The organism is Pseudomonas sp. PDNC002, from assembly GCF_016919445.1.
Taxonomy (GTDB): domain Bacteria; phylum Pseudomonadota; class Gammaproteobacteria; order Pseudomonadales; family Pseudomonadaceae; genus Pseudomonas.
Map to the genome: position 1 here is coordinate 1,633,246 of NZ_CP070356.1, position 15,948 is coordinate 1,649,193.

The following is a 15,948-nucleotide window of genomic DNA, read 5'->3' on the forward strand; positions in this document are numbered from 1 at the left end:
CATCGTCTTCCCGTTCGAGTGTTGATTCATGCTGACCTTGTTCTTCGCCGCACTGCTGTTCGGCATCGTCTTCTGTCTTTCTCCCGGTGCGGTCCTGGCGGAAACGTTGCGCCGCGGCCTCAAGGGTGGCTTCCGTCCGGCGCTGCTGGTGCAATTTGGCTCATTGATCGGCGATGCGGTATGGGCGCTGATCGGCCTGACCGGGCTGGCGCTGCTGCTGGGCCACGAAACCCTGCGCCTGCCGCTGACCCTGGCCAGCGCCGCCTATCTCGCCTGGCTGGGCGTACAGAGCCTGCTGGATGCGCGCCGCGTGGGCGTGGTGGAGGAGGGGGAAGGCGATGAGCACAACGCCGGGGCGTTCGCTTCCGGGGCCATGCTGTCGCTGTCGAACCCGAAGAACATCGTCTACTGGGGCGCGCTGGGCGGCGCCATGGCCGGCCTGGTCGACGGCGTACCGACCCTGGCGGATTCGCTGGTGTTCTTCGCCGGCTTCATGACTGCCTCGGTGCTCTGCTGCTTCCTCTGCGCGGGCTTGGTGGACTGGCTGCGGCGCAATGCTTCGCCGCGTTGGCATCGGGTGAGCCATGCGTTGTGTGGCGTGGTGTTGCTGGTGCTGGCGGGATTGGCGTTGCGGGGAATCTGAAGCGCCGGATGTCCTGTTGTCTGGGCTGTTCGCGAACCTGCTTGGCATCCGTGCCGCCGGCTTCCCCTCACCCCAGCCCTCTCCCAGGGGGAGAGGGAGCCCGCCATGCCAGCTGATGCCTGGGTTTCATCCTCCTCCGAACAGTCCCCTCTCCCTCTGGGAGAGGGAGCCAACCATGCCAGCTGATGCCTGGGTTTCATCCTGCTCCGAACAGTCCCCTCTCCCTCTGGGAGAGGGAGCCGACCATGCCAGCTGATGCCTGGGTTTCACCCTGCTCCGAACGGTCCCCTCTCCCTCTGGGAGAGGGAGCCGGCCATGCCAGCTGATGCCTGGGTTTCACCCTGCTCCGAACAGTCCCCTCTCCCTCTGGGAGAGGGAGCCAACCATGCCAGCTGATGTCTGGGTTTCATCCTGCTCCGAACAGTCCCTCTCCCTCTGGGAGAGGGAGCCGACCATGCCAGCTGATGCCTGGGATTCACCCTGCTCCGAACAGTCCCCTCTCCCTCTGGGAGAGGGAGCCGACCATGCCAGCTGATGCCTGGGTTTCACCCCACTCCGAACAGTCCCCTCTCCCTTTGGGAGAGGGAGCCGACCGTGCCAGCTGATGCCTGGGTTTCACCCTGCTCCGAACGATCCCCTCTCCCCCTGGGAGAGGGTTAGGGTGAGGGGCTCTCGGGCTGGCGCGGAGCCTCGACCTAGAAGTCGCCCCACAATTGCTGCGCCACACTCAGCGCCACAACCGGAGCGGTTTCGGTGCGCAATACGCGAGGCCCCAGCCGAGCAGCATGGAATCCGGCGGCCTTCGCCTGTTCCACCTCGCCATCGCTCAAGCCACCTTCAGGACCAATCAGGAAAGCCAGGCTCGCCGGCTTGTCATGACTGGTCAGCGGCTCGGCCACCGGGTGCAGCACCAGCTTGAGCTGCGCCTCGCAGCTCTCCAGCCATTCGGCGAGGGTGACTGGCGCGTTGAGAACCGGCAGCACCGAGCGGCCGCACTGTTCGCAGGCGCTGATCGCCACCTGGCGCCAGTGGGCCATGCGCTTGTCGGCGCGTTCGTCCTTCAGGCGCACTTCGCAGCGCTCGCTGACGATCGGGGTGATCTCGCTGGCGCCCAGTTCAGTGGCTTTCTGAATCGCCCAGTCCATGCGCTCGCCACGGGACAGGCCCTGGCCGAGGTGCACGCGTAGCGGCGATTCGGCCTGGCCGTCGAAGACTTCGCGCAATTCCACGCGGACGTTCTTCTTGCCCACTTCGATCAGCTCGCCCAGGTACTCGCGGCCAGAACCGTCGAACAGCTGCACGGCATCGCCGGCGCTGTGGCGCAGCACTCGGCCGATGTAGTGGGCCTGGGCTTCGGGCAGCTCGTGCTGGCCGAGGGAGAGCTGGGCGTCGATGAAGAAGCGGGAGAGGCGCATGGCGATTTCGGGCAGAAAAGAGGGAAGCGGCAAGCTTAAAGCTTTCGGCCTGCCGCTTGTAGCCGATCAGCCCGGATCGCGGTGATCGGGGAAGCGTTCGCTGACCGGCACGCTGACACTGTCGCGGGTGGCGATATCGATACCTTCGCTGGCGACCTCGGCGAGGAAGTCGATCTGCTCCGGGGTGATGATGTACGGCGGCAGGAAGTACACCACGCTGCCCAGCGGGCGCAGCAGTGCGCCGCGCTCCAGGCCATGCTGGAAGACCTTCAGGCCGCGGCGTTCCTGCCAGGGATAGGCGGTTTTCGTCGCCTTGTCCTGGACCATCTCGATGGCGAGGATCATGCCGGTCTGGCGGATTTCCGAAACGTGCGGGTGATCGGCCAGGTGCGCGGTGGCGCTGGCCATCTTCGCCGCCAGGGCCTTGTTGGCCTCGATGACGTTGTCCTGTTCGAAGATGTCCAGGGTCGCCAGGGCGGCGGCGCAGGCCAGCGGGTTGCCGGTGTAGGTGTGCGAGTGGAGGAAGGCGCGCAGGGTGGTGTAGTCGTCGTAGAACGCCTGGTAGACGGTGTCGGTGGTAAGCACCGCGCTCATCGCCAGGTAGCCGCCGGTCAGCGCCTTGGACAGCACCAGGAAGTCCGGGGTGATGCCGGCCTGTTCGCAGGCGAACATCGTGCCGGTGCGGCCGAAGCCGACGGCGATCTCGTCGTGGATCAGGTGCACGCCGTAGCGGTCGCAGGCCTCGCGCAGCAGCTTGAGGTAGACCGGATGGTACATGCGCATGCCGCCGGCGCCCTGTACCAGCGGCTCGACGATCACCGCCGCGACCTCCTTGTGGTGCTGCTCCAGCGCCTGCTCCATGGCGGCGAACATCGTCCGCGAGTGCTCTTCCCAGCTCATGCCCTCGGGGCGCAGGTAGCAGTCGGGGGTCGGCACCTTGATGGTGTCCATCAGCAGCGACTTGTAGGTTTCGGTGAACAGCGCCACGTCGCCCACCGACATCGCCGCCACGGTTTCGCCGTGGTAACTGTTGGTCAGGGTGATGAAGCGTTTCTTCCCCGGCTGGCCGAGGTTCTGCCAATAGTGGTAGCTCATCTTCAGCGCCACTTCGATGCCCGCCGAGCCGCTGTCGGCATAGAACACCCGGGAGAATCCGGCTGGCGCCAGGCGCAGCAGGCGCTCGGACAGCTCGATCACCGGCTGGTGGCTGAAGCCAGCGAGGATCACGTGCTCCAGCTGGTCGACCTGGTCCTTGATGCGCTGGTTGATGCGCGGGTTGGCGTGGCCGAAGACGTTCACCCACCAGGAGCTGACGGCGTCGAGGTAGCGCTTGCCTTCGAAGTCCTCCAGCCAGATGCCTTCGCCACGGCGAATCGGGATCACCGGCAGGCGTTCGTGGTCTTTCATCTGGGTGCAGGGGTGCCACAGCACTTCGAGATCGCGCTGCATCCACTCGGCATTCAGGCCCATGGGCTGCTCCTTACTTATGACGGCATGTCCGACTATCGACTTGCACGGATCGGGCAAGCCTATTCAATGCACCTGAGATGAACAAGGACACGTCCTACGACACATGTAGTAGGCAGCCGACCAAGACAGCTATTCGGCTTTCAGGCGCTCACGTATGCTTCGCGCCTTTGCACCAATTCGGGGAAGTCTGGCGATGAAAATGGGATGGCTGCGCGCTGCCGCGCTGCTCGCTCTGGGCGTGTTCAGCGTTGTGGCGCTGGGCAAGGACAAACAACCGACCGCCATCGTGGTCGGCGGCGGGCTCGCCGGTCTTTCCGCGGCCTACGAGCTGCAGCAGGCGGGCTGGCAGGTCACCCTGCTCGAAGCCAAACCGCAGGTGGGCGGCCGCTCGGGCCTGGCCACCAGCGAGTGGATCGGCAACAAGAAGGTCCAGCCGACCCTCAACGGCTACCTGGACACCCTGAAGGTGAATTCGGTGCCGGCACCGGAATTCGTCCGTACCCCGAGCTACCTGATCGACGGCGTCTACTACAGCAGCGCCGACCTGAAGACCAAGATGCCGGCCGTCGCCGCGGACCTCGAGCGTTTCGAGAAGTCCCTGAACGAGCTGTCCGCCTCCATCGACGACCCGCTCAACCCGCTGGCGAACAAGACCCTGTTCGCCCTCGACCAGCTCACCGCCGCGCGCTGGCTGGACAAGCTGAACCTGTCGCCGACCGCGCGCCTGCTGGTCAACCAGCGCATCCGTTCGCACTACGACGAGCCGTCGCGCCTGTCGCTGCTCTACCTCGCCCAGCAGGGCCGTGTGTACCGTGGCGTCGATGACCGCGACCTGCGCGCGGCGCGTCTGCCCGGCGGCAGCCAGGTGCTGGCGCAGGCCTTCGTCAAGCAGATCAAGACCATCAAGACCAACGCCAAGGTCACTTCGATCAGCCAGGACAAGGACGGCGTGACCGTCAAGGTCGGCCCCACCGGCTATACCGCCGACTACCTGGTGCTGGCCGTGCCGCTGCGCGCCCTGGGCAACATCACCCTGACCCCGGGCCTGAACGAGAAGCAGCTGGCGGCGCTCAAGGGCACCAACTACGGCTGGCGCGACCAGATCCTGATGAAGTTCAAGCGCCCGGTGTGGGACGACAAGTCGCGCCTGTCCGGCGAGATCTACAGCGACCAGGGCCTGGGCATGATCTGGGTCGAGCCCGCGACCAAGGGCGGCGCCAACGTGCTGATCAACCTGTCCGGCGACAACGCCCGCGTAATGCAGGCTTTCGGTGATCGCCAGCTGTCAGAGCAGGTGCTGATCCGCATGAACAAGTACTACCCGAAGATGCGCGGTGCCTACGACGGCTATGAGATGCGTCGCTACAGCACCGACGTCGGCACCGGCGGTTCCTACCTGGCCTACGGTCCGGGCCAGATCAGCCGCTTCTGGCGCGTGTGGGAGACCCCGGTGTCCCGCGTGGCCTTCGCCGGCGAGCACACCGACGCGCTTTACCCGGGCACCATCGAAGGCGCCCTGCGCAGCGGCAAGCGTGCTGCCAGCCAGGTGCGTGACCTGCAGGCCGGCAAGACGCCCGTCCTCGAAGGCAACGCCGCGGTGGCCGAGAGCAAGCCTGCCGCCAGCGATGCGCCGGCCGAGAAGGGCGAGAAGAAGGGCATCATGTCCTGGCTGCCGTTCTGATCGAAGCTGTTCCAATGACAATGCCGGCGCAAGCCGGCATTGTCGTTTCAGGGCTCTGGCATGCCTGTTCCAGCGGTGACCTATCTTGTCAGTCGATGTTTCAAAGCAGGTTTTTCTGCTTTTATTCGATGGATTAGCCGCTAGTCTTGAATCTCCGTTTTCGAGGATGAGTATCGATGCAATGGCGTAATTCCCCCGCCCGCTACGGACTGGTCAGCCTGTTCCTGCACTGGGGCAGCGCGCTGGTGGTCTTCGGCCTGTTCGGCCTGGGCCTGTGGATGCGTGAGCTGGACTACTACGACACCTGGTACCACCGCGCCCCGGAAATCCACAAGAGCATCGGCATCCTGCTGGCCATCGCGCTGATCCTGCGCGTGGTTTGGCGCTTCATCAGCCCGGCACCGCCGACACCGGCCAACCACGGCCAGCTCACCCGCCTGGCCACCAAGCTGGGCCACCTGGCGCTGTACGCGCTGCTGTTCGCCGTGATCATTGCCGGCTACCTGATTTCCACCGCCGAGGGCAAACCCATCAGCGTGTTCGGCTGGTTCGACGTGCCGGCCACCCTGAGCGGCATTACCGACCAGGCCGACATCGCCGGCGCGATCCACCTTTACCTGGCCTGGGCCCTGGTCGTCCTCGCCGTGCTGCACGCCCTGGCGGCGTTCAAACACCATTTCTTCGACCGCGATGAGACGTTAGTCCGCATGCTCGGTCGTGCCGCGAAATAACACCTCACCCCAAAGGGAGATTGCTTCAATGCTGAAGAAGACGTTCGCCGCTCTGGCGCTGGGTACCGCACTGTTCTCCGCTGGCCAGGCCATGGCCGCGGACTACAAGATCGACAAGGAAGGCCAGCACGCCTTCATCGAGTTCCGCATCAAGCACCTGGGTTACAGCTGGCTGTACGGCCGCTTCGACGATTTCGACGGTGCCTTCACCTTCGACGAGAAGAACCCGTCCGCCGACAAGGTCAAGGTGACCATCAACACCAACAGCGTGAACTCCAACCACGCCGAGCGTGACAAGCACCTGCGCAGCCCGGACTTCCTGAACGTATCGAAGAACCCGACCGCGACCTTCGAGTCCACCGCCGTGAAGGCCGATGGCAAGAATGCCGAGATCACCGGTAACCTGACCCTTAATGGCGTGACCAAGCCGGTCACCATCAAGGCTGAACTGATCGGCCAGGGCGACGATCCGTGGGGCGGCTACCGTGCCGGCTTCCTCGGTACCACCACCCTCAAGCTGAAAGACTTCAACATCCAGCGCGACCTCGGCCCGGCTTCCCAGGAAGTCGAGCTCACCCTGTCGGTCGAAGGGGTGCGTCAGTAAGACGCAGGAATGCGAAAACGCCGGCAAATGCCGGCGTTTTCGTTTGTAGTGTCAGGCCTCGTGCCCCTGCAGGCACTGCCGCAGGAGCTGCGCGAGGGTGCGCTGCTCGGTGTCGTCGAGCGGTGCGAACAGATTGTCATGCGTTCGTGCAAGGATCGCCTGGGACCGGGAGTCGATATGCCGGCCGGCCTCGGTGAGGAACAGCTGGAAGCTGCGCTGGTCGTCGGGGTTGCGCTCCCGGCGCACCAGGCCGAGGTTCTCCATCTCGCGAATCTTGCGGGTTACCAGCGCCTTGTCGCGGCACATCTTGCGCCCCAGGCTCTGCAGGCTTTGCCCGGCGTCGGCGCCGATCAGTTCGAGCAGGCGGATGTCCGGCGGAGTGAGGTCGATACCCTCCGCGCACAGCTGGTCCTGGAGGCTCTCGCGCAACTGGTCGAGAACTTTCATCAGGGTCTGCGGCAGGTCGGGATTCACGTTATGGGTCATCGGCTCGGTCACGGTAAACCTTGTGTAAATCAGGTTGATCAGCTCAACCATTTTTTCGTATTTTAGTTGATGTTATCAACTTTGTTAGTCGCCGCGACTGCCTTGCGGGAAATCTACTGCGGATTCAGCTTTTGGCTAAATCGTTTCAGTAGTTTTCCCTCAGGGCTTTCGGACGTTTACAAACAGAGCTGAATGTAAGTATTTTGCCAGCCTTTCCGGACCGGCAAGCCCACAGCCAACCCGGACGCTTTGCTCACGAGGACAACGATATGCAACGAAAGCCAGCCATGCGCGCTCTGGTTCCGGCCCTGCTCGTCGCCATGGCCACCCTTGCCGGCTGCGACAAGAGCCAGGCTCCGCAGGAGAAGCCGATTCCCGAAGTGGGAGTGGTGACCCTGCAATCGCAGGAAGTGACCCTGAGCACCGAACTGCCCGGCCGCACCACCGCGTATCGCATCGCCGAAGTTCGCCCGCAGGTGAACGGCATCATCCTCAAGCGCCTGTTCAAGGAAGGCAGCGACGTCAAGGAAGGCCAGCAGCTGTACCAGATCGATCCGGCCACCTATGACGCAACCCTGCAGAGTGCCCAGGCCAACCTGGTATCTACCCAGCAGCAGGCCGAGCGCTACAAGGAACTGGTGAAGGACGAGGCGGTGAGCAAGCAGCAATACGCCGACGCCCAGGCCGCCTACCTGCAGGCCAAGGCCACCGTCGACAACGCCAAGATCAATGTGCGCTACACCAAGGTCTACTCGCCCATCTCCGGTCGTATCGGCCGCTCCAACGTGACCGAGGGCGCCCTGGTGCAGAACGGCCAGGCCACCGCGCTGGCTACTGTGCAGCAACTGGACCCGATCTACGTCGACGTCACCCAGTCCTCCACCGCGCTGATCCGCCTGCGTCGCGAGCTGGCCGCCGGGCAACTGGAGAAGGCCGGTGACAATGCCGCCAAGGTCAAGCTGTACCTGGAAGACGGCTCCGAATACCCCATCGAGGGCAAGCTTGAGTTCTCCGAGGTGTCCGTCGATCAGGGCACCGGTTCGGTGACCGTGCGCGCCATCTTCCCCAACCCGAAGAAGGAGCTGCTGCCGGGCATGTTCGTCCATGCGCAGCTGGAAGAGGGCATCAAGAAGCAAGCCATCCTCGCGCCGCAACAGGGCGTTACCCGTGACTTCCGTGGCATGGCCACGGCGCTGGTACTGGGCGCCGACGACAAGGTCGAGCTGCGCACCCTCAAGACCGAGCGCACCGTTGGCGCCTACTGGCTGGTCAGCGATGGCCTCAAGCCCGGCGATCGCCTGATCACCGAAGGCCTGCAGTACGTCCAGCCGGGCGCCCAGGCCAAGGCCGTACCCGCGAAGAACGTGGCGCCCACCGCTGGTGCCGCCGACAAGCCCGCCGCCGCCGAACCGGCCAAGCAGGGTTAATCAAGGGGATTCGTAATGTCGAAGTTTTTCATTGACCGGCCCATTTTCGCCTGGGTAATCGCCCTGGTGATCATGCTGGCGGGCGGTCTGTCGATCCTCAAGTTGCCGGTGAACCAGTACCCGGCGATCGCGCCGCCGGCAATCGCCATCCAGGTGAGCTACCCAGGCGCGTCCGCCGAGACGGTGCAGGACACCGTGGTGCAGGTCATCGAGCAGCAGATGAACGGTCTCGACCATCTGCGCTACATCTCCTCGGAGTCCAACTCCGACGGCAGCATGACCATCACCGTGACGTTCGACCAGGGCACCAGTGCGGACATCGCCCAGGTCCAGGTGCAGAACAAACTGCAGCTGGCCACGCCGCTCCTGCCGCAGGAAGTGCAGCAGCAGGGCATCCGCGTGACCAAGGCGGTGAAGAACTTCCTGATGGTGGTCGGCGTCGTTTCCGAAAGCGGCAGCATGACCCGGGAAGACCTGTCGAACTACATCGTTTCCAACATCCAGGACCCGCTGTCGCGGACCGCCGGTGTGGGCGACTTCCAGGTGTTCGGTTCGCAGTACGCCATGCGCATCTGGCTGGACCCGGCGAAGCTCAACAGCTTCCAGATGACTCCGGGCGACGTGAAGACGGCGATCCAGGCGCAGAACGTGCAGATCTCCTCCGGCCAGTTGGGCGGCCTGCCCGCGGTCAAGGGCCAGCAGCTCAACGCCACGATCATCGGCAAGACCCGCCTGCAGAGCGCCGAGCAGTTCAAGGAAATCCTCCTCAAGGTCAACGCCGACGGCTCCCAGGTTCGCCTGAAAGACGTCGCCGACGTGGCCCTTGGCGGTCAGGACTACAGCATCAACGCCCAGTTCAACGGCAAGCCGGCCTCGGGTATCGCGATCAAGCTGGCCACCGGCGCCAACGCGCTGGACACTGCCAAGTCGATCCGCGCCACCCTGGCCACCCTGGAGCCGTTCTTCCCGCAGGGCATGAAGATCGTCTACCCGTACGACACCACCCCAGTGGTTTCCGCCTCCATCCATGAGGTGGTGAAGACCCTTGGCGAAGCGATCCTGCTGGTGTTCCTGGTGATGTACCTGTTCCTGCAGAACTTCCGCGCTACGCTGATCCCGACGATCGCCGTGCCGGTGGTACTGCTGGGCACCTTCGGCGTACTCGCCGCCTTCGGCTTCTCGATCAACACCCTGACCATGTTCGGCATGGTGCTGGCGATCGGCTTGTTGGTGGACGACGCCATCGTCGTGGTGGAAAACGTCGAGCGGGTAATGGCCGAGGAAGGCCTGTCGCCCCGCGAGGCGGCGCGCAAGTCCATGGACCAGATCCAGGGCGCGCTGGTGGGCATCGCCATGGTGCTGTCGGCGGTGTTCCTGCCGATGGCCTTCTTCGGCGGCTCCACCGGGGTGATCTACCGGCAGTTCTCCATCACCATCGTCTCGGCCATGGCCCTGTCGGTGATCGTGGCGCTGATCCTGACCCCGGCGCTCTGCGCCACCATGCTCAAGCCCATCGAGAAGGGCGACCACGGCGAGCACAAACGCGGCTTCTTCGGCTGGTTCAACCGCAAGTTCCTCGCCACCACCCATGGCTACGAGCGCGGCGTCACCTCGATCCTCAAGCACCGCATGCCGTACCTGCTGATGTATGTGCTGATCCTCGGCGGCATGATCTACCTGTTCACCCGCATTCCCACCGCGTTCCTCCCCGACGAGGACCAGGGCGTGCTGTTCGCCCAGGTGCAGACGCCGGCCGGCTCGTCCGCCGAGCGTACCCAGGTGGTGGTGGACTCGATGCGTGAGTACCTGCTGGAGAAGGAAAGCAGCTCGGTGGCCTCGGTGTTCACCGTGACCGGCTTCAACTTCGCCGGCCGTGGTCAGAGTTCGGGCATGGCCTTCATCATGCTCAAGCCCTGGGAAGAGCGTCCGGGCGCGGAGAACAGCGTGTTCGCGCTGGCCCAGCGTGCGCAGCAGCACTTCTTCAGCTTCAAGGACGCGATGGTGTTCGCCTTCGCCCCGCCGGCGGTACTCGAACTGGGTAACGCCGTGGGCTTCGACATCTTCCTCCAGGACCAGGCCGGCGTCGGCCACGAAGTGCTGATGCAGGCGCGCAACCAGTTCCTCGGCATGGCCTCGCAGAACCCGGCGTTGCAACGCGTGCGCCCCAACGGCCTGAACGACGAGCCGCAGTACAAGCTGCTGATCGACGATGAGAAGGCCAGCGCGCTGGGCGTCTCGCTGGCGGACATCAACAGCACCGTGTCCATCGCCTGGGGCTCGAACTACGTCAACGACTTCATCGACCGCGGTCGGGTGAAGAAGGTCTACCTGCAAGGCCGCCCGAACTCGCGGATGAGCCCGGAAGACCTGGACAAGTGGTACGTACGCAACAGCGCCGGCGAGATGGTGCCGTTCAGCGCCTTCGCGACGGGTGAGTGGGGCTACGGCTCGCCGAAACTGGCGCGCTACAACGGCGTACCGGCCATGGAAGTCCTCGGTGAACCGGCCCCGGGCCGATCCACCGGTGAGGCCATGGCGGCGGTCGAGGATATCGTCAAGCAACTGCCCAAGGGCGTCGGCTACTCCTGGACCGGCCTGTCCTACGAGGAACGGCTGTCCGGCTCGCAGGCTCCCGCGCTCTACGCCCTGTCGCTGATCGTGGTGTTCCTGTGCCTCGCGGCACTGTACGAGAGCTGGTCGATTCCGTTCTCGGTGATGCTGGTGGTGCCGCTGGGCGTCATCGGTGCGCTGCTGGCGACGTCCATGCGTGGCCTGTCCAACGACGTGTTCTTCCAGGTGGGCCTGTTGACGACGATTGGTCTGTCGGCGAAAAACGCGATCCTGATCGTGGAATTCGCCAAGGAATTGCACGAGCGCGAGGGCAAACCCATCGTCGAGGCAGCCATCGAGGCATGCCGGATGCGTCTGCGCCCGATCGTGATGACCTCCCTGGCATTCGTCCTCGGCGTACTGCCGCTGGCGATCTCCACCGGTGCGGGTTCGGGCAGCCAGCATGCGATCGGTACCGGCGTGATCGGCGGCATGATCACCGCGACCGTCCTCGCCATCTTCTGGGTGCCGTTGTTCTATGTGGTGGTCAGTACCCTGTTCAAGGACAAGGCGTCCAAGGAACAGCAAACCACCGAGAAGGGGCATTGATATGAGAAAGTCCTTCCTGTCCCTTGCGGTCGCCGCAGCCGTCCTGTCCGGCTGCTCGCTGATCCCCGACTACGAGCGCCCCGAGGCGCCCGTGGCCGCGGCCTATCCGCAGGGCAATGCCTACGATGCGGCGCAGGCGGCCAACGCCGGCGCCGACATCGGCTGGCGCGAGTTCTTCAAGGACCCGCAGCTGCAGCGACTGATCGAAGTGTCGCTGCAAAACAACCGTGACCTGCGCGTTGCCGCGTTGAACATCGAAGCGTACCGGGCGCAGTACCGCATCCAGCGCGCCGACCTGTTCCCGGCGGTTGACGCCAGCTTCGACGGTTCGCGCCAGCGCCTGCCGGCGGACCTTTCGCAGACCGGCAGTTCGACGATCAGCAGTCAGTACGGCGCGACCCTGGGCGTCACCGCCTGGGAGATCGACCTGTTCGGCCGGCTGCGCGCGCTGCGTGACCAGGCGCTGGAACAGTACTTCGCGACCGAAGAGGCACAGCGCAGCACCCAGACCAGCCTGGTGGCCAACGTCGCCAACGCCTACCTGACGCTGCGCGCCGACCAGGCCCAGCTGGAGCTGACCCGCAACACTCTGGGCACCTACCAGAAGAGCTACGACCTGACCAAGCGCAGCTATGAGGTTGGGGTCGCCTCTGCGCTGGACCTGCGTCAATCGCAGACCCAGGTGGAAAGTGCGCGGGCCACACTGGCGCAGTACACCCGCCTGGTGGCACAGGACCAGAATGCCCTGGTGCTGCTGCTCGGCTCGGGCCTTCCGGGCGACCTGCCTAAGGGTCGCCAGCTGTCCGACGAGTTGCTGGCCACCGTACCGGCCGGCCTGCCATCCGACCTGCTGCAACGCCGCCCGGATATTCTCCAGGCGGAGCATCAGCTCAAGGCGGCCAACGCCAACATCGGCGCGGCGCGGGCGGCGTTCTTCCCGAACATCAGCCTGACCGCCAACGCCGGCACCCTGAGTCCGGACCTCGGCGGCCTGTTCGATGGCGGTTCGGGCACCTGGCTGTTCAAGCCGTCGATCAGCCTGCCGATCTTCAACGCCGGCAGCCTGCGCGCGAGCCTGGACCTGGCCAAGGTGCAGAAGGACATCAACGTCGCGCAGTACGAGAAGACCATCCAGACGGCCTTCTCCGAAGTCGCCGATGGCCTCGCCGCGCGCGGTACCTTCAACGAGCAGTTGCAGGCGCAGCGCGCGCTGGTGGATGCCAGCAGCGAGTACTACCGCCTGGCCGACAAGCGCTACCGCACCGGTGTGGACAACTACCTGACCCTGCTCGATGCGCAGCGCTCGCTGTTCAGCGCCCAGCAGCAGCTGATCACCGATCGACTGAACCAGCTGACCAGCGAGGTGAACCTGTACAAGGCCCTGGGTGGCGGTTGGCAGGCGACGGCAGCTCAGGCCAAGCCGATCTCCAGCGAGGCGCCGGAAGGCCGATTGTTCTGATCGGAAACAAAAACGCCGCCCCTTGGGGCGGCGTTTTTGTTGGTGTGATGGTGTGCACCTGTAGGAGCAACAGTCTTACTCTGGAGTTCCGTGCCAGGGATTCCCTCTCCCTAACCCTCTCCCTGAAGGGAGAGGGGATTGGTTGGCTGCGGGCTGAGACCCATGTGTCAGCCGGCACGAATAGCCCCCTCTCCCTTCAGGGAGAGGGCGGGGGAGAGGGCAGCGCTTTACGCAGGACGTCCCTGCTAGCTCGCGCGGATGGCGCGCCCCTACAGGTGGGCGCTGCGTCCAGCCGGCTGGATCTGGTTGTCCGCCAGCCAATCCAGCGCGCACTCCCGCAGGCGTTCGCCCTGGTAGACGTACCAGGCCTGCAACAGCTCCGGATACCCCATCAGCACATGGCGGAAGGCCTTGAACGGCTTGCGACCTTCGATGGCGTTGGCGAGGGCGGAATAGGCGTGGGGCTCGGGCACTTCGCGGAGGAAGTCGCGCATCAGCTCCAGCGACTGGCCGCTGCTCAGCGGCTCGATGGGCAGCAGGCGCTCCGGCTCGCGGTGCAGCAGTTCGGCCAGCTCCGGGTCGGGATCTTCTTCGGGAATCAGCAGCACCTGGCCGCTGAACAGATCGAGGTAGTGATCGATACCCTGGGTGTCGAGCGCGAAGGCGAGTTCGTCGAGGTCGATGGTCAGCGGGCGCATGGTCACTCTCCCTATATGGCGAGTGACTGATCCTACGCCATGCGCATGACAGCTGTCCTGTCGTTGCCGGCCGGTGCGGGCGCACCGGCCGGTTGGCGGATCACAGGCGGAAGCGCGCCACCTGCAGTTGCAGCTCGTTGCCCAGGCGCGCCAGTTCGGTGCTGGAGCTGGCGGTCTGCTCGCTGGCCGCGGCGGACTGGTCGGCGATCTCGCGCACCTGCACCACGCTGCGGTTGATCTCCTCGGCGACGCTGCTCTGTTCCTCGGCGGCCGAGGCGATCTGCAGGTTCATGCCCTGGATGTCGGCCACGGTACGGGCGATCACCCCCAGTGCCTCGCCGGCGCGGCGGGTCAGCTCCACCGAGCTGCCGGTCAGGCGGCGGCTATCGTCCATGCGCGTCACGGCTTCCTGGGCGCCGCGTTGCAGGGCGGCGATCAAGCCCTCGATCTCTTCGGTGGACGACTGGGTGCGCTGTGCCAGGGCACGTACCTCGTCGGCCACCACGGCGAAGCCACGCCCGGCCTCGCCGGCGCGGGCCGCCTCGATGGCGGCGTTGAGCGCCAGCAGGTTGGTCTGCTCGGCCACCGACTTGATCACGTCCAGCACGCTGCCGATTTTTTCGCTTTCCTTGCGCAGCGACTCCATGGCGTTGGCGGAGCGATCCACCTCGGTGGCCAGGCGGTCGATCTGCTGCACGGCATCCTGCACCACCTGATCGCCCTGGCGCGCCTGCTGGTCAGCCTGTTGCGCGGCGGCGGAAGCCTGCTCGGCATTGCGCGCGACTTCCTGCACGGTAGCGGCCATTTCATGGATGGCGCTGGCGACCTGCTCGGTCTCCAGGCGCTGGCTGTTCACCCCGGCGCGGGTCTGCTCGGTGACAGCGGACAGCTCATCCGCCGCCGTGGCCAGTTGGCTGACGCTGCCACCAATGTGGCCGAGCAACTGCGACAGGCTCTCGCGCATGCGCAGCATCACGCGTTGCAGCTGGCCCAGTTCGTCGCTGCGCTGCACGTTGAGGTCGCTGGAGAGTCCCTGGGACAGGTCGCCGCCGGCGATGCGCTCGGCCAGCTCCAGCGCCTCGTGCAGCGGACGGACGATCTGCCGGTTGATCGCCCAGCCGGAGAGCATGCCGAAGGCCAGCGCGAGGATGGCGATGAGGATCTGCCGGGTCTTGGCGGCCGCAGTCTCCGCGTCGTTGCGGGCCAGGGTGTCGTTGTACAGGCGGTCGCTGGCCGCGAGCAGCGCCTCGCTGGCGCCGTTCAGCCCCTTGCGCGCCTGCAGCGTGGCGTTGACGCCCTCGCGGAAGTGCTCGATGCCGCTGCGGTACACCTGCAGGTCCTTCAACGCGGTGGCCAGGCCGTCGCCGGCGATGCCGGGAAGTTGGCTCTGCAGGGCGCTGCCGGCGTCGCGCAGCGTGTCGAAGGCAGCGAAGGCGGTCTGTTCGGCGCTGGCGGACTGCTCGAAGACATAGCCGCGCACCTGGTAGCGCACGCCGAGCAGTTGCTGGTGCAACTGTCCGACGGCCTGGGCACCGTGCAGCAGTTGAGCGTCGCCGGGCTGTTCGGCGAGCAGGTCGAAGAGCTGTTTGTCCAGCGACTCGAAAGCCTGGAGGGCGCTCTGCGCGCTACTGACCAGGGTGCCACGGGCCTGGGCGCGCTGGTCCACCGCGCGAGTCAGCGCGGAGAAGGCTTCGCGGTAGTCGGCGACGGCCTGGCGCGCGGCGTTCAGCTGGCCGGCGTCGATATCGCTGCTCTTCAGACGCTGCTCGATCAGCTCCAGCATCTTCGTGCTGTGCTGCTCGACCTGCTCTGCCTGGCTACGATCGCCGCCCAGCTCGAACTGCAGGCGTGCAAGGTTGGCCTGCTGGCTGAGGTCGTTGAGTTCGGTGATGGTCGCCATCTGCTGGCCGCGTTCGGCCTGGTTGTCCAGGCTGCGCAGGCCGCCCAGCAGCACCAGCAGAGTGAGGAAGAGGAGGATGCCGAAGCCCACCACCAGCTTCAGGCTGACGTTCAGGCGTCCCAGCTGTACTACTAGCCAATCGTACATGTCGAATACTCCAGGCAGGCGTCGCCACGGGATCGACGGCCCGAGGCTGGCAACAACGGAAAAAGCGGAGGCGAGGCGGAATTGTCGGGACGCATCTTCGTGCGTCAGAGGCTATCGGCCGGGAAAAG

The 15,948-nt window shown here is 65.2% G+C and carries 12 protein-coding genes; 7 read left to right on the forward strand and 5 right to left on the reverse strand.

Features of this window, described 5'->3' with window-relative positions; genetic code table 11:
* Positions 1-28: 28 nt before the first annotated feature.
* Positions 29-643, forward strand: coding sequence for a LysE family transporter (locus tag JVX91_RS07535; protein ID WP_205338699.1), 615 nt, complete (start codon positions 29-31; stop codon positions 641-643).
* Positions 644-1,338: 695 nt separating this feature from the next.
* On the opposite strand, the gene JVX91_RS07540 is transcribed toward JVX91_RS07535, so the two are convergent.
* Together JVX91_RS07540 and JVX91_RS07545 are read right to left on the reverse strand one after the other, a co-directional pair.
* Entirely contained in the window at positions 1,339-2,058 is a 720-nt protein-coding gene (locus tag JVX91_RS07540; RefSeq protein WP_205338700.1) for a 16S rRNA (uracil(1498)-N(3))-methyltransferase, read from the reverse strand.
* 66 nt (positions 2,059-2,124) lie between these two features.
* Complete coding sequence (locus JVX91_RS07545) at positions 2,125-3,528, reverse strand: adenosylmethionine--8-amino-7-oxononanoate transaminase (protein WP_205338701.1); 1,404 nt, start codon at positions 3,526-3,528, stop codon at positions 2,125-2,127.
* 193 nt (positions 3,529-3,721) lie between these two features.
* Between JVX91_RS07545 and JVX91_RS07550 the strand changes: the two genes are divergently transcribed.
* The 3 genes from JVX91_RS07550 (at position 3,722) to JVX91_RS07560 (ending at position 6,544) form a co-directional block, all read left to right on the forward strand.
* Entirely contained in the window at positions 3,722-5,209 is a 1,488-nt protein-coding gene (locus tag JVX91_RS07550; protein ID WP_205338702.1) for a flavin monoamine oxidase family protein, read from the forward strand.
* A gap of 176 nt (positions 5,210-5,385) precedes the next feature.
* Positions 5,386-5,940 carry a cytochrome b gene (locus JVX91_RS07555; RefSeq protein ID WP_205338703.1) on the forward strand — a complete coding sequence of 185 codons (555 nt, stop codon included), beginning with the start codon at positions 5,386-5,388 and terminating at the stop codon, positions 5,938-5,940.
* 28 nt (positions 5,941-5,968) lie between these two features.
* The gene (locus JVX91_RS07560) at positions 5,969-6,544 is read left to right on the forward strand and encodes a YceI family protein (RefSeq protein WP_017520144.1); all 576 of its coding nucleotides are present in this window, start codon (positions 5,969-5,971) and stop codon (positions 6,542-6,544) included.
* A gap of 51 nt (positions 6,545-6,595) precedes the next feature.
* On the opposite strand, the gene JVX91_RS07565 is transcribed toward JVX91_RS07560, so the two are convergent.
* The gene (locus JVX91_RS07565; RefSeq protein ID WP_205339956.1) at positions 6,596-7,030 is read right to left on the reverse strand and encodes a MarR family transcriptional regulator; all 435 of its coding nucleotides are present in this window, start codon (positions 7,028-7,030) and stop codon (positions 6,596-6,598) included.
* 269 nt (positions 7,031-7,299) lie between these two features.
* Between JVX91_RS07565 and mexA the strand changes: the two genes are divergently transcribed.
* Genes mexA through JVX91_RS07580 form a run of 3 tightly spaced genes read left to right on the forward strand, consistent with a single transcriptional unit; the run spans position 7,300 to position 13,075 of the window.
* A complete protein-coding gene (mexA, locus tag JVX91_RS07570; protein WP_205338704.1) occupies positions 7,300-8,457 on the forward strand; it encodes a multidrug efflux RND transporter periplasmic adaptor subunit MexA in 1,158 nt (385 codons plus the stop codon).
* Positions 8,458-8,472: 15 nt separating this feature from the next.
* Positions 8,473-11,616, forward strand: a complete 3,144-nt coding sequence (locus JVX91_RS07575) for an efflux RND transporter permease subunit (protein ID WP_205338705.1) — start codon at positions 8,473-8,475, stop codon at positions 11,614-11,616.
* Position 11,617: 1 nt separating this feature from the next.
* Positions 11,618-13,075: an AdeC/AdeK/OprM family multidrug efflux complex outer membrane factor gene (locus tag JVX91_RS07580; RefSeq protein WP_205338706.1), complete on the forward strand. Its 1,458-nt coding sequence runs from the start codon at positions 11,618-11,620 to the stop codon at positions 13,073-13,075.
* A gap of 269 nt (positions 13,076-13,344) precedes the next feature.
* Here the strand turns inward: JVX91_RS07580 and JVX91_RS07585 are convergent, their stop codons facing one another.
* Together JVX91_RS07585 and JVX91_RS07590 are read right to left on the reverse strand one after the other, a co-directional pair.
* The gene (locus JVX91_RS07585) at positions 13,345-13,773 is read right to left on the reverse strand and encodes a UPF0158 family protein (RefSeq protein WP_205338707.1); all 429 of its coding nucleotides are present in this window, start codon (positions 13,771-13,773) and stop codon (positions 13,345-13,347) included.
* Between the two features lie 100 nt (positions 13,774-13,873).
* Positions 13,874-15,820: a methyl-accepting chemotaxis protein gene (locus tag JVX91_RS07590; RefSeq protein WP_205338708.1), complete on the reverse strand. Its 1,947-nt coding sequence runs from the start codon at positions 15,818-15,820 to the stop codon at positions 13,874-13,876.
* Positions 15,821-15,948 lie beyond the last annotated feature (128 nt).

What these genes read in the sequence shown, in the direction of transcription:
- JVX91_RS07535 (WP_205338699.1), top strand. Translation starts at nt 29, where the DNA reads ATGCTGACCTTGTTCTTCGCCGCACTGCTGTTCGGCATCGTCTTCTGT.
- JVX91_RS07540 (WP_205338700.1), bottom strand. Translation starts at nt 2,058, where the DNA reads ATGCGCCTCTCCCGCTTCTTCATCGACGCCCAGCTCTCCCTCGGCCAG.
- JVX91_RS07545 (WP_205338701.1), bottom strand. Translation starts at nt 3,528, where the DNA reads ATGGGCCTGAATGCCGAGTGGATGCAGCGCGATCTCGAAGTGCTGTGG.
- JVX91_RS07550 (WP_205338702.1), top strand. Translation starts at nt 3,722, where the DNA reads ATGAAAATGGGATGGCTGCGCGCTGCCGCGCTGCTCGCTCTGGGCGTG.
- JVX91_RS07555 (WP_205338703.1), top strand. Translation starts at nt 5,386, where the DNA reads ATGCAATGGCGTAATTCCCCCGCCCGCTACGGACTGGTCAGCCTGTTC.
- JVX91_RS07560 (WP_017520144.1), top strand. Translation starts at nt 5,969, where the DNA reads ATGCTGAAGAAGACGTTCGCCGCTCTGGCGCTGGGTACCGCACTGTTC.
- JVX91_RS07565 (WP_205339956.1), bottom strand. Translation starts at nt 7,030, where the DNA reads ATGACCCATAACGTGAATCCCGACCTGCCGCAGACCCTGATGAAAGTT.
- mexA (WP_205338704.1), top strand. Translation starts at nt 7,300, where the DNA reads ATGCAACGAAAGCCAGCCATGCGCGCTCTGGTTCCGGCCCTGCTCGTC.
- JVX91_RS07575 (WP_205338705.1), top strand. Translation starts at nt 8,473, where the DNA reads ATGTCGAAGTTTTTCATTGACCGGCCCATTTTCGCCTGGGTAATCGCC.
- JVX91_RS07580 (WP_205338706.1), top strand. Translation starts at nt 11,618, where the DNA reads ATGAGAAAGTCCTTCCTGTCCCTTGCGGTCGCCGCAGCCGTCCTGTCC.
- JVX91_RS07585 (WP_205338707.1), bottom strand. Translation starts at nt 13,773, where the DNA reads ATGCGCCCGCTGACCATCGACCTCGACGAACTCGCCTTCGCGCTCGAC.
- JVX91_RS07590 (WP_205338708.1), bottom strand. Translation starts at nt 15,820, where the DNA reads ATGTACGATTGGCTAGTAGTACAGCTGGGACGCCTGAACGTCAGCCTG.